The organism is Enterobacter sp. CFEC122 (assembly GCF_052983755.1).
Window position 1 is genome coordinate 146,338 of sequence record NZ_JBRIQR010000003.1, and the last position, 25,130, is coordinate 171,467.

22 protein-coding genes and 2 pseudogenes are annotated in these 25,130 nt (G+C 57.3%); 7 read left to right on the forward strand and 17 right to left on the reverse strand.

What is annotated here, in order from left to right; translation table 11 throughout:
• Positions 1-26: 26 nt before the first annotated feature.
• The 10 genes and pseudogenes from pptA to ACVCAM_RS04095 all read right to left on the reverse strand — a co-directional run bounded on the left by pptA (position 27) and on the right by ACVCAM_RS04095 (position 9,112).
• Entirely contained in the window at positions 27-257 is a 231-nt protein-coding gene (gene pptA / locus ACVCAM_RS04050) for a tautomerase PptA (protein WP_106105840.1), read from the reverse strand.
• A 37-nt stretch (positions 258-294) separates the two neighbouring features.
• Complete coding sequence (locus tag ACVCAM_RS04055) at positions 295-912, reverse strand: glutathione S-transferase family protein (protein WP_063452852.1); 618 nt, start codon at positions 910-912, stop codon at positions 295-297.
• Positions 913-953: 41 nt separating this feature from the next.
• Positions 954-1,841, reverse strand: coding sequence for an ABC transporter substrate-binding protein (locus ACVCAM_RS04060; RefSeq protein ID WP_407223391.1), 888 nt, complete (start codon positions 1,839-1,841; stop codon positions 954-956).
• A gap of 9 nt (positions 1,842-1,850) precedes the next feature.
• Positions 1,851-2,624 (reverse strand): amino acid ABC transporter ATP-binding protein, encoded by a 774-nt coding sequence (locus ACVCAM_RS04065; protein ID WP_106105839.1) that lies wholly within the window; start codon positions 2,622-2,624, stop codon positions 1,851-1,853.
• Positions 2,608-3,534: an amino acid ABC transporter permease gene (locus ACVCAM_RS04070; protein ID WP_045333895.1), complete on the reverse strand. Its 927-nt coding sequence runs from the start codon at positions 3,532-3,534 to the stop codon at positions 2,608-2,610. Before ACVCAM_RS04070 ends, ACVCAM_RS04065 begins: the two co-directional genes overlap by 17 nt.
• 9 nt (positions 3,535-3,543) lie before the next feature.
• Entirely contained in the window at positions 3,544-4,053 is a 510-nt protein-coding gene (locus ACVCAM_RS04075) for a GNAT family N-acetyltransferase (RefSeq protein ID WP_008501765.1), read from the reverse strand.
• Between the two features lie 9 nt (positions 4,054-4,062).
• Positions 4,063-6,326: pseudogene (locus ACVCAM_RS04080) on the reverse strand (NtaA/DmoA family FMN-dependent monooxygenase).
• Positions 6,327-6,342: 16 nt separating this feature from the next.
• The gene (locus tag ACVCAM_RS04085; protein ID WP_045908821.1) at positions 6,343-7,464 is read right to left on the reverse strand and encodes an amidohydrolase; all 1,122 of its coding nucleotides are present in this window, start codon (positions 7,462-7,464) and stop codon (positions 6,343-6,345) included.
• Positions 7,461-8,462: an LLM class flavin-dependent oxidoreductase gene (locus ACVCAM_RS04090; RefSeq protein ID WP_008501769.1), complete on the reverse strand. Its 1,002-nt coding sequence runs from the start codon at positions 8,460-8,462 to the stop codon at positions 7,461-7,463. Before ACVCAM_RS04090 ends, ACVCAM_RS04085 begins: the two co-directional genes overlap by 4 nt.
• Before the next feature lie 110 nt (positions 8,463-8,572).
• Positions 8,573-9,112, reverse strand: a complete 540-nt coding sequence (locus tag ACVCAM_RS04095) for an AAA family ATPase (protein ID WP_447093534.1) — start codon at positions 9,110-9,112, stop codon at positions 8,573-8,575.
• Positions 9,113-9,454: 342 nt separating this feature from the next.
• Here ACVCAM_RS04095 and ACVCAM_RS04100 point away from each other — a divergent pair, with 342 nt between their 5' ends.
• Positions 9,455-10,990, forward strand: a complete 1,536-nt coding sequence (locus tag ACVCAM_RS04100; protein WP_407223394.1) for a methyl-accepting chemotaxis protein — start codon at positions 9,455-9,457, stop codon at positions 10,988-10,990.
• Here ACVCAM_RS04100 and ACVCAM_RS04105 read toward each other — a convergent pair.
• Positions 10,987-11,385: a (R)-mandelonitrile lyase gene (locus ACVCAM_RS04105; RefSeq protein ID WP_032663446.1), complete on the reverse strand. Its 399-nt coding sequence runs from the start codon at positions 11,383-11,385 to the stop codon at positions 10,987-10,989. The two genes, ACVCAM_RS04100 and ACVCAM_RS04105, sit on opposite strands and share 4 nt — an antisense overlap.
• Positions 11,386-11,493: 108 nt before the next feature.
• On the opposite strand from ACVCAM_RS04105, the gene ACVCAM_RS04110 reads away from it, so the two are divergent.
• Positions 11,494-12,408 carry a LysR family transcriptional regulator gene (locus tag ACVCAM_RS04110; RefSeq protein WP_008501773.1) on the forward strand — a complete coding sequence of 305 codons (915 nt, stop codon included), beginning with the start codon at positions 11,494-11,496 and terminating at the stop codon, positions 12,406-12,408.
• 304 nt (positions 12,409-12,712) lie between these two features.
• Positions 12,713-14,209 carry an L-asparagine permease gene (gene ansP / locus ACVCAM_RS04115; protein ID WP_008501774.1) on the forward strand — a complete coding sequence of 499 codons (1,497 nt, stop codon included), beginning with the start codon at positions 12,713-12,715 and terminating at the stop codon, positions 14,207-14,209.
• Between the two features lie 92 nt (positions 14,210-14,301).
• Here ansP and yncE read toward each other — a convergent pair whose 3' ends face one another.
• Positions 14,302-15,363: a 7-bladed beta-propeller protein YncE gene (yncE, locus tag ACVCAM_RS04120; protein ID WP_023327580.1), complete on the reverse strand. Its 1,062-nt coding sequence runs from the start codon at positions 15,361-15,363 to the stop codon at positions 14,302-14,304.
• 241 nt (positions 15,364-15,604) lie between these two features.
• Between yncE and pqqU the strand changes: the two are divergent.
• Positions 15,605-17,718 (forward strand): annotated as a pseudogene (pqqU, locus tag ACVCAM_RS04125) (TonB-dependent receptor PqqU).
• 120 nt (positions 17,719-17,838) lie between these two features.
• Here the strand turns inward: pqqU and ACVCAM_RS04130 are convergent.
• The 3 genes from ACVCAM_RS04130 to ACVCAM_RS04140 form a co-directional block, all read right to left on the reverse strand.
• On the reverse strand, positions 17,839-18,507 hold the full coding sequence (locus ACVCAM_RS04130; protein WP_407223396.1) for a GntR family transcriptional regulator: 669 nt from the start codon (positions 18,505-18,507) through the stop codon (positions 17,839-17,841).
• Positions 18,508-18,762: 255 nt separating this feature from the next.
• A complete protein-coding gene (locus ACVCAM_RS04135) occupies positions 18,763-19,803 on the reverse strand; it encodes an NADP-dependent oxidoreductase (RefSeq protein WP_059360596.1) in 1,041 nt (346 codons plus the stop codon).
• 65 nt (positions 19,804-19,868) lie between these two features.
• Positions 19,869-20,444, reverse strand: coding sequence for a helix-turn-helix domain-containing protein (locus ACVCAM_RS04140; RefSeq protein WP_008501301.1), 576 nt, complete (start codon positions 20,442-20,444; stop codon positions 19,869-19,871).
• A 148-nt stretch (positions 20,445-20,592) separates the two neighbouring features.
• Here ACVCAM_RS04140 and ACVCAM_RS04145 point away from each other — a divergent pair, with 148 nt between their 5' ends.
• Positions 20,593-21,111: a GNAT family N-acetyltransferase gene (locus tag ACVCAM_RS04145; RefSeq protein WP_023292298.1), complete on the forward strand. Its 519-nt coding sequence runs from the start codon at positions 20,593-20,595 to the stop codon at positions 21,109-21,111.
• Positions 21,108-21,557, forward strand: a complete 450-nt coding sequence (locus tag ACVCAM_RS04150) for a DMT family transporter (protein WP_023292297.1) — start codon at positions 21,108-21,110, stop codon at positions 21,555-21,557. The genes ACVCAM_RS04145 and ACVCAM_RS04150 overlap by 4 nt, the downstream gene beginning before the upstream one ends.
• A 3-nt stretch (positions 21,558-21,560) precedes the next feature.
• Here ACVCAM_RS04150 and ACVCAM_RS04155 read toward each other — a convergent pair whose 3' ends face one another.
• Both ACVCAM_RS04155 and ACVCAM_RS04160 read right to left on the reverse strand, forming a co-directional pair.
• Positions 21,561-21,794, reverse strand: coding sequence for a YdcY family protein (locus ACVCAM_RS04155; protein ID WP_023292296.1), 234 nt, complete (start codon positions 21,792-21,794; stop codon positions 21,561-21,563).
• Positions 21,795-21,894: 100 nt separating this feature from the next.
• Positions 21,895-23,493, reverse strand: a complete 1,599-nt coding sequence (locus ACVCAM_RS04160) for an ABC transporter substrate-binding protein (protein WP_023327585.1) — start codon at positions 23,491-23,493, stop codon at positions 21,895-21,897.
• Between the two features lie 283 nt (positions 23,494-23,776).
• Here ACVCAM_RS04160 and ACVCAM_RS04165 point away from each other — a divergent pair, with 283 nt between their 5' ends.
• Positions 23,777-25,126, forward strand: a complete 1,350-nt coding sequence (locus ACVCAM_RS04165) for an SrfA family protein (RefSeq protein WP_025910876.1) — start codon at positions 23,777-23,779, stop codon at positions 25,124-25,126.
• The last annotated feature ends 4 nt before the right edge of the window (positions 25,127-25,130 follow it).

Below are 25,130 nucleotides of genomic sequence, written 5' to 3' on the forward strand. Positions count from 1 at the left end.
ATTTATCCGCTCCCCGGCAGAAGATCTTACATCGAATACCCGGGCTTCTTAATAAGCTCCTCCAGCTTCGGTCCAATTTCGGTATCCCAGACCTGCGCCTTCCAGTCTTCAGGCGCGATCTGCTTCAGCGCCACCGACACGGAACTGTCTTTGCTGTTGAAATGGCTAATAATCACGTCGGCAATATCCGCCGCCAGGGCAGCTTTCTGTTCGTCGTTTAAATCACGGGGAAAACATTTAATATCTACGTGTGGCATGTGCAGGCTTCCGGTTGTGAATGTGGGTTCCACGTTATCAGATAATTTTGTTTGCCTTTAACACCTTGTGCAGTTCCGGTCGCTGGCATACGGCGTCCGCAATCGCCGTGAATTTAGGGGTATTTTCGGCAAACCAGGCGTGACGGGGCCCCCAGGTGCGCGCGACCGCAATATACACATCCAGCAGCGTCAGCCGTTCCCCCAGCGCAAACGGGGCAGCCTTAAGCTGGCTTTCGAACCACAAATAGAGGGATTTCCGGTATTCGATGCAGTTTTTCTGCAGCTGTTCCGGCGCATCCGGCACCCAGCGTTCGGGATAGTCTGCATAGGTAAACGTGGGATAGACGTTGGCTACGAACCAGATGAGCAAACGCTGAAACGGCTGACGTTCAGCCTGCCCTACGGGTGGGGCGAGATCGGGACACCGGTCGAGCACCATCAGGGCAATCGCCGCCGTTTCGGTCATGATGGCGCCATTTTCCAGCTCCAGCGTCGGCACCTGGCACAGCGGATTGAGCTTGTGCAGCAATTCACGCTGCGGACCGGGCTGGTCAAACCCGTCCACGTTGATGAATTGATAAGGGATATCAGCCAGGGTCAGCATCACCTCACTGATTGCCGAGCCCCAGCCGGGTACGCCATAGAGTTTAATCATGTTGCCCCCTCAGGAGTGAAAATCCTAAGTGTAGAGCACCATTAGTAGGTTATCCCAGGCGGGTTGACCTCCGATTGCGTCACCGCTTCGCCCTGCTCGCCCCAGCGCGCCAGCACCTTCTGGTACTCTCCGCGCTCAATCGCACCGTTCAGCGCGGCCTGCAGGGCATAAACCAGTTGATTGCCTTTTTTGGTCGTGGTGGCGACATAAGCTTTCTTCGGCCCTAAACCGACCACGCGGGTTTTGCCGGTGAGCGCCGCTTTGTAAGCTGAAACCGACTGGGGGCCGAAGAACACATCCGCCCTGCCGGACTGGATATAGAGATTGCCCGAGGCATCGTCGTGAAGATAGACCGGCAGCGCAGGCGCCCGCCCCGCCTTTTTATTCTCTTCGTTCCAGCCCAGTAGGATGCGCTCCTGATTGGTACCCGAGCCGACAATCACCTTTTTCCCGGCCAGATCTTCCGCGCTTTTGATTGACTGAATCTCGCTGGTGGATTTCACCGAAAACGCCAGCGAATCGACGCGGTAGGTCGCAAAATCAAACTTCTCTTTACGCTGTTCGGTCACTGCAATGTTCACCAGCGCCACGTCGTAGCGCCCGGAGGCGATCCCCAGCGGCCAGTCTTCCCACGCCGTCGGCACCAGCTTTAGCTTCAGCCCCAGGCTGCCCGCCAGCAGGCGGGCGATATCCGGGTCGCTGCCGATCCGCGTGCGGTTATCGCTGGCCATCAGCGCCAGCGGCGGGGAGTTCAGCATCGAGACGGCGACCGTCAGCGTACCCGGCTCAACGAATTTATAGCCGGCGGGGATCTTCGCCACGGCCTGCCGATCCACCGTCACCGGCAGCGGCTGCTCGTTGGCTTTCAGATCGATGCTGGCGTGGCTCGCCGTCGTGAAGACCAGCCCCGCCAGAAGTCCATATTTCATTGGCACTCCTTACAAGACTTTGGAGAGGAACTGGCGCGTTCGCGCATGTGACGGACGGTTTAATACCTCGTCACTGCTGCCCTGCTCGACGATTTTTCCGTCGACCATAAACACCACCTGATCCGCCACCTCGCGGGCAAAGCCGATCTCGTGGGTCACTACCACCAGGGTAGTGCCGGACCGGGCCAGTTTTTTGATCACGTCCAGCACTTCCCCTACCAGCTCCGGATCCAGCGCCGAGGTGGGTTCATCAAACAGCATCACGCGGGGACGTAACGCCAGCGCGCGGGCAATGGCAATGCGCTGCTGCTGGCCGCCGGAGAGATGGCGGGACCAGGCATCGGCTTTGTCCCGTAGCCCGACCACGTCCAGCAGGCTGTACGCGCTTTCCACCGCCTCTCTTTTGCTGAGCTTTTTATGCGCGATGGGCGCCTCAATCAGGTTTTCCAGCACCGTGAGATGGGGAAAGAGATTGAAGTTCTGAAACACATAGCCCACGTTGACGCGCTGTTTGAGGATCTCTTTCTCCTTCAGCTCGTAGAGCTTGTCGCCCTGGCGACGGTAGCCAATGTAGTCCCCGTCGATCTGAATAAAGCCTTCGTCGACGCGCTCCAGGTGGTTTATGGTGCGCAGCAGCGTCGATTTTCCCGACCCGGACGGCCCTAGGATGACCGTCACGGACCCGGGCGGGATCTCAAGCGACACGTTGTCGAGCGCCTTATGGCGACCAAAATACTTGCTGACGCCGGTGATTGAGATATGTCCTTCAGGAGAGGCTTGCATGGATAGGCTCCTGTGCTGGCGTGGTGGTGACGGAACGGGTGCGACGGGCGGCACGGTTCTGATTAACCGCAGAGCGGCGTTCGCTGCGGGCGAGTGCGCGTTCAACACCGTACTGGATAGCGGACAGGACGGTGGTAATCACCAGATACCAGGCGGCACCGACCATCAGCAGCGGGATCACCTCCTGCGTGCGGTTGTAGATCATCTGAATGGTATAGAACAGCTCCGGCATCGCCAGGACGTAGACCATCGCCGTGCCCTTGGCGAGGCTGATGATTTCATTGAACCCCGACGGCAGGATGGTGCGCAGCGCCTGAGGCAAAATGATGCGCACCGTGCGGCGCCAGGCCGGCAGGCCGAGCGCGGCGGCGGCCTCATACTGCCCGTGATCGACCCCGAGGAAACCACCGCGAATGATCTCGGCGGTATAGGCGCTCTGCACCAGCGTTAGCCCCACCACGGCGGTAGAGAACTGCCCCAGCACGTTGATGGTTTCAAAGCTGCCCCAGGTGATGCCGGTGAACGGCACGCCGAGCGAGAGCGTGTCGTAGAGATAGGAAAAGTTGTACAGGATGATCAGCACGACGATCAGCGGCAGCGACCGAAACAGCCAGATATACGCCCACGCCAGGCTGCTCAGCAGCCAGGATGACGAGAGTCTCGCCAGCGCCAGCATGCCGCCAAACACCACGCTCAGCGCGGTGCCGATCAGCGTCAGCAGCAGGGTCTGCCCGACGCCTTCGAGGATAACCGGGTCGAAGAACCAGCGGGCGAACACCGCCCACTCCCAGCGCGGGTTAAAGGCAACTGACTGAATCACGACCGCCAGGACAAACAGCGCCACCGCGGCGCCGACGGCCCGCAGCGGATAACGCGCCGGGACCACCTTAATGGTTTCAACGTTGCTCATCGTCGTTCCTCATGCGGTTTTGCTGAACGCTTCACGTACCAGCGTTTTGGTGAAACGCAGCCGACCGTCAAACGGCGGCTGGCTATACTCTTCCGGATCGCGGTTCAGATCGAACTGCGGCTGATAGCCCTGGCTAAGATAGAGCCTCACCGCTTCCGGCTGACGAAAGCCGGTTGTCAGGTAGATCTGACTGTACCCTGCCAGCACCGCCCTGCGCTCAAGCTCCTGCACCACGCGCCCGGCAAGCCCCTGCTGACGCAGGGTTTTGTCCGTCCAGATACGTTTGATTTCCGCGGTGCGTTCGTCGAAGGGTTTGTACGCGCCGGTGGCAATAATCTTCCCGTCGCGCTCCAGGACGATAAACAGCCCCTGCGGCGCTAAATACCACTCGGTGAGCTCCACTTCCGCGTCTTTGGAAAAGTAGTCCCCGTAGCGGGCCGCATATTCCCCGAACAGCCCCTCGATAATGGGCTGAAGTTCGGCATCTTCCGGTGAAACATCACGAAATCGTTCGCTCATCACGCCTCCTTAATCGCCCAGGCCCGCCGGGTTCACTTCGGACTGCGGAATGCGCTCAACCCCTTCACCCCAGCGGTTCAGCACTTTGTCGTAATCGCCGTTTTTGATGACGCCGTTCAGCGCGGTCTGTACCGGCTCAACCAGCCCGCTGCCTTTTTTCAGCGTCACCGCAATGTGCGCCGCCTTCGGCCAGCCGCCGTCGACGCTGCCCACCAGTTTGGTTTTCCCGTTCAGCGCCGCTTTCCAGGCGCCAATCACGTTCGGGCCAAAGTAGGCATCCGCGCGCCCGGACTGCAGCGCCAGGGTTTGGGCCGCATCGTCTTTGGTGTAGATCGGGGTAAAGGGCTTCAGTCCCTTCTTCAGGTTTTCGGCATTCCACGCCAGCAGGATGGCCTCCTGGTTGGTGCCGGAGCCCACGATAATCTTCAGCCCGGCGATGTCCTCCGCTTTCTGAAGCGATTTGATTGGGCTTGTCGATTTCACGTAGAAACCGAGGGAATCCTTACGGTAGGTGGCAAAATCAAACTTCTGTTTGCGCTCTTTAGTGACTGTGATGTTGCTGATGGCGGCATCGTATTTCCCGGACGCGACGCCCAGCGGCCAGTCTTCCCAGGAGGTGGGCACCACGTTGAGCTCCAGCCCGAGGCTGTCGGCGACCAGACGCGCGACGTCAACTTCGCTCCCCAGCAGCGTTTTGTTGTCGTCGGAGAAGACCGTCAGCGGCGGCTGATTGAGTCCCGCCACCGCCACGGTAAATTTCCCCGGCACGGCAAAGCGATAGTCTTTCGGCAGCTGTGCCACCGCCTCGCTATTTTTCGCGGTGTTAATCGGCGTTTTATTGGCCTCGATGCTTACGCCGGTGCCGTTAATATTGACGTTCTCTGCCCAGACGGCAGGGGTAAAGGCCAGCGCGAGCGCCAGAACAAGCGATGATTTCTGCATAGCGGGGTTCTCTTTTATTGTTGTGTGTACTGGTTTTTCGGTTGGTCTAAGCCAAGGCTTTCGCGCAGCGTGGTGCCCGGGTAGTCGGTACGGAACAGCCCGCGAGACTGAAGAATCGGTACCACCTGGTCAACAAAGCGCGGGAAGGTGTCCGGCGTGCCGCCCTGAATGATGAAGCCGTCTGCGGCATAACCTTCAAACCAGGCCTGAAGACCGTCAGCCACCTCCTCCGGCGTGCCGGAAAAGCGCGGGCGCGGCGAAGCGGCTTCAAGCGCCACCTGACGCAGGGTTAAGCTGCGTTCGCGGGCATTACGCTTGATTTCATCCGTGGTGCTGCGGAAGCTGTTTTTGCCTAAGTCGCCGATATCCGGGAACGGCTCGTCGAGCGGATACTGGCTGAAATCGTGATGTTCGAAATAACGCCCGAGGTAATTGAGGGCGTCATTAATCGACACCAGCGCCGCCGTGGTCTGGTACTGGTGTTCCACGTCATCGGCATCTTTCCCCACAATCACGCTAACGCCCTGGAAAATATGGAGATCCGACGCGCGGCGGCCGTTTGTTTCGAGCTGCTGTTTTACATCCTGATAAAAGGCTTTTGCCTCGTCGAAGGTCTCGTGGTGGGTAAAAATGGCGTCGGCATGTTTTGCCGCCAGCTTTTTCCCGTCGTCCGACGCCCCGGCCTGAAAGACAATTGGTCGCCCCTGCGGCGTGCGGCCAATATTCAGCGGACCGGCGACCTTGAAGAAGTCACCGTGGTGATCGAGCGTATGCAGTTTGGCCGGGTCAAAAAACTGGCCGCTCTCTTTGTTGCGGATAAACGCGTCCCCTTCCCAGGAATCCCACAGCCCTTTCACCACGTCGAGATACTCATCGGCAATCCGGTAGCGCAGCGCATGCTCGGGGTGTTTTTCACGGGAAAAGTTCTTTGCTGACCCTTCCAGCGGCGAGGTCACCACGTTCCAGCCCGCGCGGCCATTGCTCAGGTGATCGAGGCTGGCGAACTGGCGCGCCGTGGTAAAGGGCTCGCTGTAGGAGGTGGATAAGGTTCCCACCAGCCCCAGGCGCGAGGTAATGCTGGCCAGTGCGGAAAGCACGGTTAACGGTTCAAACCGATTCAGAAAATGGGGGATCGATTTCTCGTTGATATAGAGACCATCGGCCACGAAGAGGAAATCGAGCTTCCCTTCCTCAGCCTTTAACGCCGTCGCTTTCACAAAGTCGAAATTAATACTGGCGTCGGCAATCGCCGCAGGATGGCGCCAGGCGGACATATTCCCGGATGCACCATGCAGAATGGTGCCCAGCCGCAGTTGTCGGGTTGCAGACATCTTTACCTCTCCTGAATTAAACGTGTTGCAGGGCTTTTTCCGCAAGCTGTGCAAAATAGCGGGCGGCGGGCTCAATCAGTGCTTCATCCGGATTAAAGGCCGGGTGATGTAAACCAAACGGACTGTTGCTGCCAATGCTGACAAACGCGCCGGGAACAGACTGCAAATAGACCGCAAAATCCTCCCCGCCCATATGCAGTTCCGCGTGCCGGGTTTCATATCCGGCCTCACGCGCGACCGAGGTGGCAAAATCAGCCCAGCGTTCGTCATTCACCAGCGCGGTAGGCCCGGCATACCAGGTGATATCAATCTGCGCGCTGAAGGCGCTGGCAAACCCGGCGGCAATTTCACCCACGCGGGCTTTCACATTCTGCTGCACTTCCGTGCGATGGGTACGCAGCGTGCCTTCCAGCTCGACGCTTTCCGGCAGCACGTTCCAGGTGTTGCCGCCTGCGATGCGGGTGACGCTCAGCACCACCGAATCCAGCGTGTTGACGTTGCGGCTGGCGACGCTTTGCAGCGCCGTTACCAGCTGGCTTGCCAGCACGATGGCGTCGTTGCCTTCATGAGGACGTGCGGCGTGCGCGCCTTTACCGGTAATGCGGATCACGAAGCGGTCGACGTTGGCGTAGAACGGCCCGCCGCGGGTGGCGAACTCACCAACCGGCAGGCCAGGCTCGTTGTGCATACCGAAAATCGCGCTGACATCGCGCAGGGCACCGGCCCGCACCATGCTCTTCGCACCGCCAAAGTTCTCTTCAGCAGGCTGAAACAGGATGCGCACCCGGCCGTTAAGCGAGGCCTCCCGCTCTTTCAGCTTTAACGCGGCGCCGAGGATGACGCTGGTGTGAATATCGTGTCCGCAGGCGTGCATCACCCCTGCATGCTGTGAGCTAAACGGCACGCCGCTGCGCTCCTCGATCGGCAGCGCGTCAATGTCAGCGCGCAGCGCAACCAGCCTGCTGCCCGTCCCGATTTCCGCCACCAGCCCGGTCGACAGGTCGTAAGGCTGTGGGGTGATCCCGGCGTTGGTCAGCCACTGGCGCAGGCGCGCGGTAGTTTCGACTTCCTGGCCGGACAGCTCCGGGTTCTGGTGCAGTTCGCGGCGCCAGGCAATCAGTTGTTCGCCAAAGCTCATACGGTGACCTCCTTGTTAAGACGCGCCCCGGCAAGCAGTCGCAGCGACGCAACGCGCGTAGCCCCCTCCGCTACCGGCGTGTCGATGATAAATTCGTCAATGCCCCACTGCTGATGCAGCGCGTTGAGCTGTTCCACTACCGACTCAGCGGTGCCCGCCAGCAGCGACTGTGCGCGACGTGCAATGCGCACCGGCTCACTGCCCGCCTGGCGTGCAAACGCGTAGGCCTGTTCTTCGCTGGCCACGGTGACACGCTGGCCGTTTGCCAGCTCAACGCCCCACACTTCGACCTTCTGCGCCAGCGCGTCTGCCTCGGCCTGCGTCGGCGCGACAATCGCCTGCACCGCCACTATCACGTCCCGCGCGCTGTTCTCACGCCAGGTCGATACCACCTCGCGCAGCAGGTCCGGGTCACCGTTCAGGTGTGCGGCAAACACAAAGTGCCAGTCGAGCCTGGCGGCCAGCAGCGCGCTTTCGGTACTCGCGCCCAGCAGGAAACCCTCAGCAGGCAACGGCGGCAGCGGCGTGGCGCGGACGGCCTCTTCAATAGCGTGATGCTCAGGACGGATCCAGCGGTCGAGCTGGGCCAGCTGTTCGGCAAAGCTGCCCTTTTCCTGTTGATTCAGGCCCTGCTGCAGCGCGCGGGTTGAGAGCGGTAATCCGCCGGGGGCTTTTCCAACGCCGAGATCGACGCGGCCAGGCGCCAGCGCGGCCAGCACGTTGAAGTTCTCGGCGACTTTATAAGGGCTGTAGTGCTGGAGCATTACGCCGCCGGACCCGACGCGAATGCGCGTGGTTTGCCCGAGGATCCAGGCAATCAGCAGCTCCGGCGAAGGGCTGGCAAGCTGTGGGGTGTTGTGGTGTTCGGCAATCCAGAAGCGGTGATAGCCCAGATTTTCTGCCTGCTGCGCCAGCGCCAGGGTACGCGCCAGTGCATCGGCAGCCGTTTCGTTTTCAGCGATGGGGCTTTTATCCAGAATGCTGATTCGCCATGACATGTTGCGTTCTCGTTTGACTTAACATGTCGACATTATTAAAGGCGCATTTCACCTCTGAGAAACAATTAATTTACATTTAGTTTGCCGGAAAACAGATATATAAAACCCTGCTAAGAATAAGATTTTAAGGAGGCAATCAGCGTTTCCACCTGCTCCCGACGGGTAATGCGGACGAAGCGAATATGGCTATATTGCGGGTTTTGCAGGTCGGCTTCATAGCGCGTACGGTTATTACGCCAGGTTTTCATCGTCCAGATGATAATGGATTCTCTGATGAAGAACGCGCGTCGGAAACTCTCTTTGTTTCCCGTTCCCGGCCAGAGCTCGTGTTTACGCCAGGCCCGCTTTATTGCTCGCGTGACGGCCTGCCAGAGGGTGCGGGTAAACCCATAATCCACCCAGACCACCACATCGACATCGCGCCATTTCAGCGGTCGCGTGCGGTTGTAGTTACCGTCGAGCACCCAGTCTGGCGAAGCCTGTAGCGCCTGCGCCAGCTTTGCCTGAAACTCGTCGTCCGGCGTGCCCTGCCAGTTAGCCTGCCAGTAGAGTCTGTCCATCTCGATACAGGGAATAGACAGCGCGGTCGCAATCTGCTTCGCCAGCGTGCTTTTTCCGCTCCCGCTGGTACCGATGACGTTAATTTTCACCTCAGCCTCCCTGTATTTACGAAAATGTGACCAAATGATAGCGTTTTCATCCTGTTAACGAAACGCTATTTCAGCATGACAATTTTTCCAGAGAGACGATCTCCCTCTTGCAGTTTGGCTTATGTCATTTATTTAAGCCGATACAAAATAACACCCAGTAAAATATTTTCAATTTTATTACATTCGACAACATTAACAGATTAAAAATAATGAATGCCGGGTATTTCGGAGAGTCTCAATTTCAGCGAGAATATATCCAGACCGTTATTAAAATAATCACACTTATCTTGCCGGAGCGCTTTCCTGGCTTTTTTATTCTTGCACAACATCATGGAGTTACTCATGAGGCGTAACACCCCCGTTACACAAAACGAGTATTTGCTTAACGCCGGTTCGACGTTAATGTCCACTACCGATATAAAAAGTCATATTACCTATGCTAACTCGGCTTTTATAGAAGCCAGCGGATATAAAGAAGAGCATCTTCTGGGGGAGCCGCATAACCTCATCCGCCATCCCGACATGCCTGCCGAAGCGTTTGGCGACATGTGGTTTACCCTCCAGCAGGGCGAGACCTGGACAGGGCTGGTGAAGAACCGTCGTCATAATGGCGATCACTACTGGGTGCGGGCCAACGTGACGCCGGTCTGGCAGGGGGAATCCCTGACCGGCTATATTTCGGTGCGCAATATCCCCTCACGGGAAGAGATCGCGGCCAGTGAAAATCTGTATGCAAAAGTACGTAATAATGAATTAAAACAGTACCGTTTTTATAAAGGACTGTTCGTTCGGCGCGGTATATTTTCCTTTTTGTCGCTCTTTAAATGTCTCAGTACCGGAAAACGAATTCAGCTTGGTATTACTGTGACGGCGTTACTTTCCTGCCTGGCGATGTATTTATTCCGCGATCGTCTCGTTCAGGCCGCCACTCTGGTGCTGCTTTTTTCTGCGCTGTCCTGTTATCTTCATGCGCAGATCGCCCGGCCGGTAAAATCCATTGTTCAACAGATGCAGCGCGTGGTTTCAGGACGTAAAACGGACTATTACCATTTTGACAGGATCGATGACATCGGGCTGATGATGCGCCTGGTGAATCAGTCTGGTTTAAACCTGAACTCTCTGGTTGATGATGTCGGGGCGCAAATCAGCGGTATTGGCACCATCAGCCAGCAGGTCGCGAAAGAAGGCGCGGCGCTGCAGGCGCGTTCTGAAGAAACCGCCGATTTCTTGCAGCAAACCGCATCTGCGGTGGAAGAGATCGCCAGCGCCGTGAAGCAGACGGCCGAAACCGCGAACGAGGCGATTCAGATGGCGGATCGCACCCGCGACAGCGCCCACTGCGGGGAAGCGATGATGAAAGAGACCATCGGTATGATGCAGTCCGTTTCGCAGGATAACGGCCAGATCGTCGATATTATCAGCGTTATCGATCGTATTGCCTTCCAGACCAATATTCTTGCGCTGAATGCCGCCGTGGAAGCGGCGCGCGCGGGTGAAGCCGGCCGCGGCTTTGCCGTGGTCGCGGCTGAGGTGCGCAATCTTGCGCAGCACTCCGCGACGGCGGCGAAAGAGATCAAAGCGCTGATCGAGAAAAACGTTGCCAGCGTCAACGCTGGCGTGGAGAAGGTGGGACAAACCGAATCACAGCTGACGGTTATGATCGACCATGTTCTGCAGGTTTCCACCCTGATTAAGGAGATTGGCCTCGCCACGCAGGAGCAAACCCAGGCGCTGACGCTCATCAACGCCTCCCTCTCCCGTATCGGCGCAATGACCCAAAGCAATACGGGGATGGTGGATAATGTCACTCACGCCGCGAATCACCTGACGCAGCGGACGACGCGCCTGCAGCAGGCGATTGCCGTTTTTGGCGGTTAGCCGTTCGGGTACTGCTCGTCGGTCACTTTTTCCAGCCACGTTACCGGGCTGCCGTTTACCGCTTCGGCGATGGCAAGATGCGTCATCGCCGTTTGCGCACTTGCGCCGTGCCAGTGCTTCACGCCGGGTGGGATCCAGGCGATATCGCCTTGATTCAGTATTTCCGCCTCTTCGCCCCACGCCTGTAGCCAGCCGCGACCCTGCGTCACAATCAGCGTTTGTCCCAGGGGATGCGTATGCCAGGCCGTGCGCGCGCCCGGCTCAAAGGTTACGGTTGCCCCGCCGACGCTGGCAGGTTCGGTCGCCTGAAAGGGCGCGTCAATGCGAACATCCCCGGTGAACCAGGCTTCCGGTCCTCGTACTGAAGGTAATGAACCGCTACGGATAATTTTCATCTTATGCTCCTCGTTGACTGTTGCGTTAACAGTAGCGCAAAGCACTCCGCAGCATTAGGGTGCATAATCAGATAGGACACATGACTGAAACTCATAAATAGAACCGCGATGCTAAAAGATAATTTCAACGATCTGCTCTCCTTTATGGTGGTGGCCCGCGAGCGCAGCTTTACGCGCGCAGCGGCGCAGCTGGGCGTCTCGCAATCGGCACTGAGCCATGCGATGCGCAAGCTTGAAGCACGATTAGACGTTCGCCTGTTAACCCGCACAACCCGCAGCGTGGTTCCGACACCCGCGGGTGAGCAGCTTTTTTCGCGCCTCAGCCCGCATCTGCTGGAGATCGAACAGGAACTCACGGCGCTTCGCAGCAGCCGCGACAAACCCGCAGGCGCTATCCGCATCGTCGCCGGCGAGCACGCGATGGACGCCGTGCTCTGGCCGGTACTGAAGGCTTTTATGCTGCAGTATCCTGACATTAACGTCGAAGTGACGGTCGACAATGGCCTGACAGATATCGTCGATGGCCGCTTCGACGCGGGGGTTCGCCTGGGTGAACAGGTGGCAAAAGACATGATTGCGGTGCGGATTGCGCCGGACATGCGCATGGCGGTTGTCGGCTCCCCGGATTACCTGGCTCGTTTTGGCGTGCCGCTCGTGCCGGAGCAGCTGGGTGAACACCGCTGTATCAATCTCCGCCTGCCCACCCGAGGGGGATTGTATGACTGGGAATTTGAGCGCGACGGGCGCGAGCTTCGCGTGCGGGTTGACGGACAGCTTACGCTCAATAACCTGTCGCAGCGCATCGACGCCGCGGAGAATGGTCTCGGATTAGCCTACGTGCCCGAGTCCTCGGTCCTGGACGCTCTGAATCAGGGACGGCTGGTCAGGGTCCTTGAATCGTGGTGCCCCACGTTTGAAGGATACCACCTCTATTATCCGAGCCGTCGGCAGCACACAACCGCGTTCAGGTTACTTCTCGATGCCCTGCAGCAGCAAAAATTTATACCATCTGGTAATAATTAAGAGAATCTGATGATTAAATAATCAACCCCACCATTGTTTTGACTAAAAACTCATCACGTTTCAGCGTGTTGTGTTCCCCGTCTGCTCTGACCACACGATTTCCTTCGACGTGCATCACTTTCGGCACGGTTATATTTTGCGTCGCTTATGAATTGCAGGTAGGATGCCTCGCCATGTTTCGCCTTATCCATACGCAGAATGACTGGGAAGGCGACATGTGTTTGCGCAGAAGCAATCGTTTGTATTGCTTTCTGCCAGGCAGGACTATCACGATAATGGTTCAGACAGGCAAACAGGTAACTCAATGAAAACAAGCAATAAAAGCGCAGCCGATCATCACGCTGCTAAACGTCGCTGGTTGAACTCCCACGAAGAGGGCTACCACAAAGCGATGGGCAACCGTCAGGTTCAAATGATCGCCATCGGCGGCGCTATCGGAACGGGTCTGTTTTTAGGTGCGGGTGCACGTCTGCAGATGGCTGGCCCGGCTCTCGCCCTGGTCTATCTGGTGTGCGGGATCTTCTCTTTCTTCATTCTCCGCGCGCTGGGCGAGCTGGTACTGCATCGCCCTTCCAGCGGCAGCTTCGTCTCTTACGCCCGTGAATTCCTCGGTGAAAAAGCCGCTTACGTCGCGGGCTGGATGTACTTCGTCAACTGGGCGATGACCGGTATCGTCGATATCACCGCCGTTGCGCTGTATATGCACTACTGGGGCGCGTTTGGCGATGTGCCGCAGTGGGTCTTTGCGCTTGGCGCGCTGGCGATTGTCGGCACCATGAACATGATCGGCGTGAAGTGGTTCGCGGAGATGGAGTTCTGGTTTGCGCTGGTTAAAGTGCTGGCCATCGTGGTGTTCCTGGTCGTGGGTACCGTCTTCCTCGGCAGCGGTAAGCCGCTGGATGGCAATGCCACCGGCTTCCACCTGATAACCGATAACGGCGGATTCTTCCCGCACGGTCTGCTGCCTGCGCTGGTGCTGGTTCAGGGCGTCGTGTTCGCCTTCGCCTCCATCGAGCTGGTGGGCACCGCAGCAGGTGAATGTAAAGATCCGCAGACGATGGTACCAAAAGCCATTAACAGCGTGATCTGGCGTATCGGTCTCTTCTACGTCGGCTCCGTGGTGCTGCTGGTGCTGCTGCTGCCGTGGAACGCCTATCAGGCGGGTCAGAGTCCATTCGTCACCTTCTTCTCGAAGCTGGGCGTGCCGTACGTGGGCAGCATCATGAACATCGTGGTCCTGACCGCAGCGCTCTCCAGCCTGAACTCAGGTCTTTACTCTACCGGCCGTATCCTGCGCTCCATGTCCATGGGCGGTTCTGCGCCGAAGTTCATGTCCAAGATGAGCAAGCAGCACGTGCCGTACGCCGGTATTCTGGCGACGCTGGTGGTCTATGTCTTCGGCGTGTTCCTGAACTATCTGGTGCCGTCTCAGGTATTCGAAATCGTTCTGAACGTGGCGGCACTCGGGATTATTGCGTCCTGGGGCTTTATCGTGGTCTGCCAGATGCGTCTGCGCAAAGCGATTAAAGAAGGAAAAGCCGCTGACGTCAGCTTTAAGCTGCCTGGCGCGCCGGTGACCTCCTGGCTCACCCTGCTCTTCCTGTTCAGCGTGCTGGTGCTGATGGCCTTCGACTACCCGAACGGCACCTACACCATCGCGACCATTCCGCTGCTGGCCGTGCTACTGATTGCGGGCTGGTTCGGCGTGCGTAAACGCGTTCATGAAATTCACAGCACCGCGCCGGTTCATCCTGACGATGAAAAACACGACGCCCCGCTGGTAGAAGAAACCTCGCGTTAATAAAAAAGCCGGGTGGCGGCTTCGCCTTACCCGGCCTACATTTCATGGTTTTGTAGGCCCGGTAAGCGGCAGCGCCACCGGGCAATCCCATCTTACAGAGCAATACGCATCACATCGTCAGGCTGGGTGGCTTCCTGCTGGCGGGTGGATTTCTGTTTCACCGTCACGTACAGGGTTTTGCCATCCGCAGAGAGCGCCAGGCTGTTCGGGTAGACCGGCGTGTCGAAGGTTTTTGTCACCTTATAGGATTTCGCGTCAATCACGCTCACCTTGCCGGCTTCACGGTGCGTCACGTAGGCTTCATTGCGGGCCGGGTTAAACAGGACCGCCAGGGATTCCGGCGCGGCGATTTTCTCGATCACGCTACCGTCTTTCAGGCTCACCACCAGCACTTCCGGCTGTTTTGAATCGGTCAGGAACGCGCGCTGACCGGCAGTGTCGAGGCTCAGGTTCAGGTAGAAGTGCTCTTTCCCGTCATCCTGCACCTTTTTACGGGCAATAATTTTATTGCTGGCCGTATCAATCGTCACCAGTTCGCCGTCCGCATTCGTGGTGTACAGACGTTTCGCCTGCGCATCCAGCGCCAGGCCGGTGCTGTAGGTGCCCGTATTGGCAATGGTTTCTTTCAGCTTCAGCGTGGCGCCATCCACGACCCAAATCACGCTCTCTTTACCGACACCGGTGATGTAAATCGTGTTGCTCGCGTCATCTACCACCAGCTGGCGAGGCTGCAGCGGTTTGACGGTTTCGCTGCGCTGACGCCCGTCCAGCACCAGCCGCCCTTTTACGTCACCCGTTTTTGCATCAATCGCGGTTACCGCGCCGTTGATCGTATTGCCGAACCACAGCGTTTGAGTCGCCTTGTCAAAGGTGGCGCCAAAGGGTTTCAGATCGCTATGGATTGCCTGCGTCACGTCCAGCGTGACCGGATCAAGACGGTAGACAACCCCGCCCTTGTCGGTTTTACGGCTTTGCGAGGTGGCCACCCACAGCGCATTCTCCTGCTGGCTCACGGCCATTTCATACGCCCCTTTGCCCACCGCTTTACGCAGCACCTCTTCGGCGGCATGCACCTGGAACGTCCCGGCAAGCAGTAAAGTGGCAGACAGCAGCGACAGGCTCAGACGCGGCGAGCACAGTTGACGTAAAGACATATCAATTCCTTTTCTGAAAAGTGGGGTTGGGCTGACATCACTTCCGGCAGACAACGTCATGGCATTGTCTTTTGATAATGAGAATAGTAATCATTAATGTGTTAAATGTGGAGTTTTTCTTTCCCGCTTCGCCTTCCATTAACGCAATGTGCGGTTATAGTTTTCAAAACTTTTACAAAACCTTTAACATATATGGACATGTTCCATTTGGTTCGTTTATACACCACAACCGGTTTTATTCATGAAAATCATTTCTGCCCGTAAGGCTTCTCTCCCGCTGCTGCTGGTTCCTGTTATTTTGCGCCGCTCACCGCCGTGAGCGCAGAGGAACAGACCATGATCGTCAGCGCCACGCCGCAAACCGTATCGGAGCTTGATACTCCGGCCGCGGTCAGCGTCGTCAATGGCGACGATATGCGCCAGGCCGCGCCCCGCATTAACCTGTCTGAATCCCTTGGTAGCGTACCCGGGCTGCAAATTCAGAACCGTCAAAACTACGCCCAGGATCTCCAGCTTTCGATGCGCGGATTTGGCGCCCGCTCAACCTTCGGGGTGCGCGGTATCCGTATGTACGTCGATGGTATTCCAGCCACCATGCCGGACGGACAGGGTCAGACCTCCAACATCGACCTTTCCAGCGTGGAGAGCGTTGAAGTGCTGCGCGGACCCTTCTCTGCCCTGTACGGCAACGCCTCTGGCGGCGTAATCAACATCAACACTCAGACCGGGCAGCAGCCGCCGACCATTGAAGCCAGCAGCTATTACGGCAGTTACGGGACCTGGCGCTATGGCATGAAAGCCACCGGCGCGATGGGTGACGGCACCCACGCCGGGGACGTGGATTACACCGTCTCCACCACCCGCTTCACCACCAAAGGCTACCGCGACCACAGCGGCGCGCGGAAAAATCTCGCTAACGCCAAACTGGGTGTACGGATTGACGACGCCAGCAAGCTGACGCTGATTTTCAACAGCGTGGACATGAAGGCCAACGATCCGGGTGGACTGAATTACCAGGAGTGGCGGGACAACCCGCGTCAGTCGCCGCGCGGCGATCAGTACAACACCCGTAAGACCATCAAGCAGACCCAGGCCGGCCTGCGCTACGATCGCCAGCTCAGCGCTCAGGACGACCTGAGCGTGATGATGTACGCCGGCGAGCGTGAAATGACGCAGTACCAGTCGATTCCGTATCAGCCGCAGCTAAAAGCCACTCACTCCGGCGGGGTGATTGATATGCAGCGCCACTATCAGGGCGTGGACACTCGCTGGACACACCGCGGCGAGCTGCTGGTTCCGGTGACCTTCACCACCGGTCTGAACTACGAAAACATGAGCGAAGACCGTCGCGGATACGAGAACTTCGTGATGCGCAACGGCGTGCCGGACTACGGCGTCAAAGGCGATAAACGTCGTGACGAACGCAACCTGATGTGGAACGTCGATCCTTATCTGCAAACGAGCTGGCAGCTGACGCAGAAACTCTCTGTCGACGCGGGTGTCCGCTACAGTTCGGTCTGGTTTGATTCCAACGACCACTACGTTACGCCGGGCAACGGCGATGACAGCGGTGACGCGAGCTACCACAAGTGGCTCCCGGCGGGCGCCGTGAAGTATGCGGTGACGGATGCGTGGAACCTCTACGCTGCCGCAGGGCGTGGCTTTGAAACGCCAACCATCAACGAGCTCTCCTATCGCGCCGATAACCAGGGCGGTCTGAATATTGGCCTGAAGCCGTCCACGAATAATACGTATGAAGTGGGCAGCAAAACCCGCATCGGCAACGGCCTGCTGACGGCGGCGCTGTTCCGCACCGATACGGATGACGAGATCGTGGTGGACTCCAGTTCTGGCGGCCGTACAACCTATAAAAATGCCGGGAAAACCCGTCGTCAGGGTGTCGAAGTTTCCCTGGATCAGCAGTTCGCTGAGAGCTGGAAGCTGAAGATGGCCTGGACGTACCTGGATGCCACCTACCGGACTAACGTCTGCAGCGACGCAGACTGTAACGGTAACCGTATGCCGGGGATTGCGCGCAACATGGGCTTCGCCTCGTTTGGCTGGCAGCCAGAGGAAGGCTGGTATGCGGGGACAGACGTGCGTTACATGAGCGATATCATGGCCGACGACGAAAACACCGCGAAAGCGCCGTCCTATACGGTAGTCGGGCTGAATACCGGGTATAAATTTAACTACGGCAACTGGGGAATGGACGTCTTTGGCCGCGTCGATAACCTGTTCGACAAAGAGTACGCGGGCTCGGTAATTGTCAACGAGTCCAACGGTCGTTATTACGAGCCTGCACCAGGCCGAAACTATGGCGTCGGGCTGTCGGTCTCTTATCGCTTCGAGTAAGCAAAAAAGAAAAGTTTATTTTATATATGAAATAACCCTCCTGATGGCATTAAGCCATCAGGAGTTATTCACCAGATAAATAATTAGCGGCGGTATATAGTCGCTCTAATAAATAATCTCTCAGTTAAAATATTGTCGCTGTAAAAGAGAATCTGCTTCATCAATCAACTTATCAATCGCCTTCTGGCTCGCATCAACATCTCTCCGCTCAAGGGCCGAAAGCAGCTCGTCATAGTGATACGTTGCCGTTTTGATGTCGTTAAGCTCGTGATGCAGGTAGTTCATGCAGGGCCTGATGCGGACCCATAGCTGTTCAATTAAGGCATTAAGCGTAGGCATTTCCGCATACTGATAAAGCGTAAACCTGAAGATACGATTCGCATGCAATGCCTGCTGAACGTTTCCATTGCGCATGGCCTCATGGAAAGCCTCTGACATTTTGCGCAACGCCTCCAGCTTGCCGTCTGACATCTTCTGGCATGCTGCGGCGACCGCCATTGGCTCAAGCTGTTTTCTGATGGCGTTAATCTCGTTATAACGCTCCAGCGTCACTTCAGGGACCAGAAATGCCTGTGCGGGCGTGGCGTGAAGCGCGCCTGAGGAGACCAGGCGCAGCAGCGCTTCGCGGACCGGCGTAATACTGGTGCCTAATTTATCAGCAATCTCTTTCGTAATCAGTCGTGCTCCTGGTTTGAGAGAGCCTGTAATTAACGCCCCTTTCAAACTGTGTTCAACCTGCATGGTAAGGCTAACCCTTTGGGCTTTTTCTAAGTGATCCAAATCAAGCATGTGGAATTCCTGTAGCTAAAACTTAATGCTATTTTTAAACGCCAGTTTTAATAAAACGGCGCCGGTACGATATATCCTGTATCGTCATGCCTGGTGGTGGGAAGTACAAAAAACAGCAAAAAAAGTAAACGTCATTTTTTTTATCGTTTTCGGGCTCATCGGGGATGATGGCGCGAAAAGTCATGTCCAGTAATTAAAGACAATATATCGTATCTTCACAAATAAATATGGCGGGAAACCCCGCCATATTGCGCTTTATTTATTGTCACTCGCGACGCGAATCACGACTTTGCCGAAGTTTCGTCCTTCCAGCAGGCCAATGAGCGCCTCGGGGGCGTTTTCCAGCCCGTCCGTGACCTGTTCGCGATAGTGGATTTTTCCCTCCTGCACCCAGCGCCCCATCTCTTCCTGGAACTCATGGATGCGATGTCCATAGTCCTGGCCGATGATAAAGCCCTGCATCCGAATGCGTTTCTTGAGAAGAGTCGCCATCAGAAGCGGCAGGCGGTCCGGCCCGTCAGGCAAGCCCGTCGCGTTGTAGCCGCTCACCAGGCCACACACCGGCACGCGCGCGGAGGTGTTCAGCAGGGGCAGCACGGCGTCAAACACTTTCCCGCCAACGTTTTCATAGTAGACATCAATGCCGTTCGGGCAGGCCTGCTTGAGCTGGTCGGCAAAATCCGCGGCGTGGTGATCCAGACACAGGTCAAACCCGAGCACCTCAACGGCATGGCGGCATTTCTCTGGGCCACCGGCCACGCCGACCACCCGGCAACCTTTGATTTTGCCGATCTGCCCAACCGTCGCGCCAACCGGGCCGGTCGCCGCCGCCACCACCAGCGTTTCACCCGCTTTCGGTTGCCCGATATCCAGCAGCCCCATATAGGCGGTAAAGCCCGGCATACCCAGTACGCCCAGCGACCAGGAAGGATGAGACGGATTTTCGCCCAGCTTCACCAGGCCGCTGCCGTCCGAGAGTTCATATTCCTGCCAGCCGCTGTAGCCCAGCACCCATTCACCGGCTTTGTAGTCGGGATGGTTTGACTGTTCAACGCGGCTGACCGTTCCCCCCACCATCACCGCACCGAGCTCAACCGGCGGTGAATAGGATGGCGCGTCGCTCATGCGACCCCGCATATAAGGATCCAGCGACAGCCAGACGGTACGAAGCAAAAGCTGCCCCGCCCCTGGTTCCGGAACAGGCTGCGTTTCCAGACGAAAATTTTCCGCGACCGGTGCGCCCTGTGGACGAGAGGCCAGCACCCAGCGGCGGTTATGCGAAACAGAGTGATTCATCAGGATCTCCTTCTGGTACAAATGTCATTACAGCCTGGCTCACGTTCAGCGTTATCGCATTAGCATTACGAGCCAGACTGATTGAGGCGTACAACCAGATAGATGCAGGTTTCATTCGTCTCGTTGATGAACCGGCAGTCATTAGGCGGCCCCAGCTCAAGACAGTCTCCGGCGTGCATCTCGTGGCGGGTGTCGCCCTCCTGAAACACCAGCTCACCGGACTGCAGCCAGATAAGCTGACGCGCCAGCGCGTAAGAAGAGGCCGGCATCGGAACATCGCTGCCCGCAGGCAGTTCAACCTGAACCAGGTCGATGGGCAGATCGGTACGGGGGGAAACATGGCGGCGGAGGTAGTGCGTCTGCGGATCGCGCCATACGGGCTGATTTGCCAGGCGCAGCAGCTTGCCCTCCTGCATTTCGGCCCGGGCAATCAGCGTTGACATGCTGATGCCAAACGCGCCCGACAGGCGGGCAAGCAAGGTGGCTGTCGGGCTACTGTCCCCGCGCTCGATTTTATGGATCATGGCGCGGGAGACGCCTGCCCGGTCCGCCAGCTCGCTCAGGGACCACCCGCGAGACTCGCGTTCAAGGCGAATTCTTGCGCTAATCCGTTGATTCATTGTGTCTGTTATGGTGTTCATGACGTCATACTATAGTGTATGAACGGCAATTCAATGGGCTTTTGATAACAAAAAAATATGGCTTATGCCGTAGCGATCGGGCGATACAGTTGTGTAATATCGTAGCGATAACGTAATACTATAGTGAACAACACACAGAGGCTTCATCATGATCGTTCGTCATGCCTGCAAAGAAGACTGCGCTGCGATAGGCGAGATTTACAACCACGCGGTGCTGCACACTGCCGCGATCTGGAACGATAAAACCGTCGATACCGATAACCGCATCGCCTGGTTTGAGGCGCGCTCGCTTGCGGGCTACCCGGTTCTGGTGAGCGAGGAAGACGGCGTAATCACCGGCTACGCCTCTTTCGGCGACTGGCGCGCCTTTGACGGCTTCCGTCATACGGTTGAGCACTCGGTCTACGTCCACCCGGCCCATCAGGGCAAGGGGATTGGCCGCACGCTGATGAAGGCGCTGATTAACGAGGCCCGCGCCATCGGTAAACACGTGATGGTGGCCGGGATTGAAGCGCAAAACCATGCCTCGATACACCTCCACGAAACGCTCGGCTTTGTGACGACGGGACAAATGCCGCAGGTGGGAACCAAGTTTGGCCGCTGGCTGGACTTAACCTTTATGCAGCTGCAGCTGGACGAGCGCAGCGACCCGGACGCGATCCCATGAATCAGTCACTGACGCTGGCGTTTCTGGTGGCGGCGGGTATTGGCCTGGTGGTGCAAAACACCCTGATGGTGCGTATCACCCAGTCCTCCTCCACCATTCTTATCGCGATGCTGCTGAATTCGCTGGTCGGCATCGTGCTGTTTGTCAGCATTCTGCTGCTGAAACAGGGCGTCGCCGGGTTCAGCGAGCTCGCCGCAACGGTGCGCTGGTGGACGCTTATCCCGGGACTGCTGGGGTCGTTTTTTGTGTTTGCCAGCATCAGCGGCTATCAGAACGTTGGCGCGGCGACGACCATCGCCGTACTGGTGGCAAGCCAGCTGATTGGCGGGCTGGTGCTGGACGTGCTGAGGAGCCAGGGCATCCCGCTGCGCGCCCTGATCGGCCCGGTGTGCGGCGCGGTGATGCTGGTGGTCGGGGCCTGGCTGGTGGCGCGACGCCAGTTTTGATGGTTACAGTATGGTGCCGCCTTTCGTCAGCTGTTCCTCACGCGCGTCCATCTCCTCTTTATGCTGCTTACCGTGGTGCGAAATCGCGGTGCGCAGACGCTGCTGCTGAGTGTAGCGCTCTTCACGGCTGAGCTCTGCATCATCGCTTAATTCGATCAGCAGTTCGTTCATGTGGGTAATCACGCTCTCTTCGATGGCGGCATCGACGCGGGCGATAACTTCGTTTAAATGTGACATTGTCACTCCTCATTATGTGCCCGGTGGCGCTACGCTTACCGGGCCTACAGGTGCCAAATGTAGGCCGGGTAAGGCGGAGCCGCCACCCGGCTAAAAAGGCTTAGTTCAGCTTCGCTTTTGAGAAATCGCTGCCCATCAGGCTTACGCTGTACCCGCTCACATTGCTGCGGGTCGCGTAGAACGTTTTCCCGTTTGCGAGCGCAATCCACGGCGCCTGCTGATAGAAAATCTCCTGCGCCTGGCCATAGAGCTTCGCGCGCTCGGCCGGGCTGCTGGTCAGCTTCGCTTTTTGTACCAGGGCATCATACCCCTTATCGCACCAGCGCGCGGCGTTTGAGCCGGTTTTAATGCTGTTGCAGCCGAGCAGTACATCGGCAAAGTTGTCCGGGTCGCCGTTGTCGGACATCCAGCCAAACAGCGCGGAGTCATGCTCGCCTTTACGCATTCCGGAGAGATATTCGCCCCACTCGTAGGAGACAATTTTGGCCTTCACGCCGACTTTTGCCCAGTCGCTCTGGATCATCTCCGCGATACGACGCGAATTCGGGTTATACGGACGCTGCACCGGCATTGACCACAGCGTGACTTCCGCGCCCTTCTCCAGACCCGCCTGCTTCAGCAGGGCTTTCGCTTTTTCAGGATCGTAGCTGTAGTCCTTCAGGTCTTTATTGAAGCCCAGCATATTTGGCGGGATCGGCGATTTTGCCACCGTGCCCGATCCCATAAAGACCGCATTAACGATGGCCTTCTTGTCGGTCGCGTAGTTGAGCGCCTGACGCACCAGCACATTATCAAACGGTTTTTTCTCGGTGTTAAACGCCAGATAACCGACGTTCAGCGCATCGACGGCGTGCAGCGTCAGGTCTTTGTTGTTTTTGATGGCGTCAAACTGAACCGGGGATGGCGCAGGAATAATCTGGCACTCGTTGGTCTGCAGCTTCGCCAGGCGGGTTTCCACGTTTGGCGTAATGGAGAAGATGAGATGCTTCGTCGGCACCTCGCCTTCCCAGTAGTTCGGGTTCGCGACGTAGCGGATCAGCGAATCCACTTTGTACTGCTGCAGCACGTATGGCCCGGTACCAATCGGCCAGGTGTCCACGTTTTCAGGCGTGCCTTTTTTCAGCATCGCGTCGGCGTATTCCGCGGAGAGAATCGAGGCGAAATCCATCCCCCAGTCGGCCAGAAACGCAGCGTTGGGTTCGCTGAGGGTGAACTGGACGTGGTAGTCATCGACCTTTTTCACGTCCTGGATCAGCTTATCGAGACCCACATCGTTAAAGTATTCGTAGTTGCCCTGCGACACGTTGTGGTACGGGTGTTTAGGGTCTTTCTGGCGCATGACCGAGAAAATAACGTCATCGGCATTAAAATCGCGCGTCGGTTTGAAGTATTTGTTGCTGTTGAACTTCACCCCTTTACGCAGGGTAAAGGTATAGGTCTTGCCGTCCGGGGAGATTGTCCAGGACTCCGCCAGCGACGGCACCGGAGTATTTTTCACCGGGTCGAAATTGATCAGGCGGTTATACAGCACCTGAGAGCTGGCCACAAAAGACGGGCCAGAGCTGGCGATTTGTGGGTTGAAGGACTCGGGGGAGGCTTCTGAACAATAAATAAGGGTGTCGTTGTTTGCCGCCCATGCGGCACCGGCTGGTAACAGCGCGCTCAGCGCAAGGGCGAGCAGTGTTTTCCCTGTAGACATGGTTATAACCCTGACAGTTTTATTATATAGGACAGTAATAACAGCACAGGCGTTTTGACCTGGCAAATAACGAAACACTATCAGGTTATTCTAAAGCCGCGGTTTTTGCTGTTTTAACCGCCAGCAGCCAGAAAGACGATTTGTCTTAAGTGCCATTATTCGTCAAGCACAACCGTCACTTTCTATGCCGCAAGAAATCGGCGCTTTTAGCGTCTCTTCCTCCGTTTGGTTGCGTCCTCGGTTCGTTAAAGTAATGGTGTGAAGAAGTATATGGGATCAAATCGTGGCAAAAACTCTTTTACGCAGCGGTAATCTGGATGATTTTCAGGCCGTTGGCGGCGGCGGACAAGCCGTTTTCGAATCAGCGTTGCAAATCCGGGAAGCGCTCCGGTTGCGCAAACAACAGGCCATCGTCGACTGTCTGGCGATTCCTCAGGTCAACGACAGCGGCGACCGCGTGGACTGGTATTCCCCGGTTGAAGGGAGCGTAACCAGCTGGAAAGCGGCCGATGAAGATGATCGCTATCGCGCCCTGCGCTATCTGGAAAACACGCTCGCCAGCGTCGAGTCATTAAGCAAGAAATGCCTGCAGTCGCCTAAAACCGCGCAACAGCTTTTTGGCTCTCTGCTGTCGAAGGCATTTCAGTTTCCGGGCGAAAACTTCCTCTTCCTGGTGGACGGAAAGCCGGTCATCAGCTTCTGGGGATTTGTAAACCTCAACGAGAACGCGCGCGACGATGTCCTCGACTGCCTGCGTGAATCGCTGATCCCTGAGCCAGCCCCCGTTGTGATTGACGATCCTGAACCCGAGCCTGAGCCAGAGCCGGTGATGACCTTTGAGCATGCGGACGAGCCGCTGATCGCCCCGTCCACGGTGGTGCGTATTACGCCGGAGGATCTGTATGAGCCCGAACCGGCCCCCGTCGTTGCGCAACCTGTCCAGGAACCTGTTCCGGCGAACGTCGTGAAAAAGCGCCGCGTTCCCCTGTGGACTCTGCCGGTTGCCGCCGTGATCGTTGCCGCCGTTGCCGCCCCGCTGCTGTGGCCGAAACAGGCGCCTTCCGCTGAGCCCGCCCCGGCGCCCGCACCTGAACCCGTGGAGATTGCGCCAAAGCCGATCAAGGCGGTTGAACCGCTGGCGATGAAGTTACCGCTGCATCAGGCTGAGGTCGTGGCCATCAAAGAAAAAGAAGCGGCTCCGGGTGAAGCTGCACCACAACCCGCTCCGGTGGTGATTGTCGCCATTCCGAAAGACGCCATGGTGATGGAAGCGAATCAGGTGAAAGCGGGATCGACGCGCTTCCTGAACGGCACCTGGCGCGCCATCCTCGACGTGAAGGATCCGGTCACCGGCAAGCCGCCGTCGCTGCGCTATCAAATCCAGAACAACAAAGGTTTCGCCCGCGTTGTCCACGGCGACAACATTGTCTGCCGCGCGGAGGTCTTCTCCGGGCTGCACAGCAATGGCGAGCTGATGATTAAGAGTCGCGGTACTGCCCGCTGCACCGACGGTTCCCGCTACCCGATGCCGGAAGTGGCCTGTAAAGCAGGCACCAGCGATATCGCAGAATGTCGCGCCCGTTATGATGCCAACACCGTCGTCCCACTGACGTTCAAGAAAGCAGGTGCCTGATCCT

Bases quoted from the DNA above. Each gene is read 5' to 3' on its own strand.
- ACVCAM_RS04145 (WP_023292298.1), top strand. From the start codon at position 20,593: ATGATCGTTCGTCATGCCTGCAAAGAAGACTGCGCTGCGATAGGCGAG.
- ACVCAM_RS04135 (WP_059360596.1), bottom strand. From the start codon at position 19,803: ATGAATCACTCTGTTTCGCATAACCGCCGCTGGGTGCTGGCCTCTCGT.
- pptA (WP_106105840.1), bottom strand. From the start codon at position 257: ATGCCACACGTAGATATTAAATGTTTTCCCCGTGATTTAAACGACGAA.
- ansP (WP_008501774.1), top strand. From the start codon at position 12,713: ATGAAAACAAGCAATAAAAGCGCAGCCGATCATCACGCTGCTAAACGT.
- ACVCAM_RS04155 (WP_023292296.1), bottom strand. From the start codon at position 21,794: ATGTCACATTTAAACGAAGTTATCGCCCGCGTCGATGCCGCCATCGAA.
- ACVCAM_RS04150 (WP_023292297.1), top strand. From the start codon at position 21,108: ATGAATCAGTCACTGACGCTGGCGTTTCTGGTGGCGGCGGGTATTGGC.
- ACVCAM_RS04060 (WP_407223391.1), bottom strand. From the start codon at position 1,841: ATGAAATATGGACTTCTGGCGGGGCTGGTCTTCACGACGGCGAGCCAC.
- ACVCAM_RS04105 (WP_032663446.1), bottom strand. From the start codon at position 11,385: ATGAAAATTATCCGTAGCGGTTCATTACCTTCAGTACGAGGACCGGAA.
- ACVCAM_RS04140 (WP_008501301.1), bottom strand. From the start codon at position 20,444: ATGAACACCATAACAGACACAATGAATCAACGGATTAGCGCAAGAATT.
- ACVCAM_RS04075 (WP_008501765.1), bottom strand. From the start codon at position 4,053: ATGAGCGAACGATTTCGTGATGTTTCACCGGAAGATGCCGAACTTCAG.
- ACVCAM_RS04160 (WP_023327585.1), bottom strand. From the start codon at position 23,493: ATGTCTACAGGGAAAACACTGCTCGCCCTTGCGCTGAGCGCGCTGTTA.
- ACVCAM_RS04070 (WP_045333895.1), bottom strand. From the start codon at position 3,534: ATGAGCAACGTTGAAACCATTAAGGTGGTCCCGGCGCGTTATCCGCTG.
- ACVCAM_RS04090 (WP_008501769.1), bottom strand. From the start codon at position 8,462: ATGTCATGGCGAATCAGCATTCTGGATAAAAGCCCCATCGCTGAAAAC.
- ACVCAM_RS04110 (WP_008501773.1), top strand. From the start codon at position 11,494: ATGCTAAAAGATAATTTCAACGATCTGCTCTCCTTTATGGTGGTGGCC.
- ACVCAM_RS04130 (WP_407223396.1), bottom strand. From the start codon at position 18,507: ATGCTTGATTTGGATCACTTAGAAAAAGCCCAAAGGGTTAGCCTTACC.
- ACVCAM_RS04100 (WP_407223394.1), top strand. From the start codon at position 9,455: ATGAGGCGTAACACCCCCGTTACACAAAACGAGTATTTGCTTAACGCC.
- yncE (WP_023327580.1), bottom strand. From the start codon at position 15,363: ATGTCTTTACGTCAACTGTGCTCGCCGCGTCTGAGCCTGTCGCTGCTG.
- ACVCAM_RS04065 (WP_106105839.1), bottom strand. From the start codon at position 2,624: ATGCAAGCCTCTCCTGAAGGACATATCTCAATCACCGGCGTCAGCAAG.
- ACVCAM_RS04055 (WP_063452852.1), bottom strand. From the start codon at position 912: ATGATTAAACTCTATGGCGTACCCGGCTGGGGCTCGGCAATCAGTGAG.
- ACVCAM_RS04085 (WP_045908821.1), bottom strand. From the start codon at position 7,464: ATGAGCTTTGGCGAACAACTGATTGCCTGGCGCCGCGAACTGCACCAG.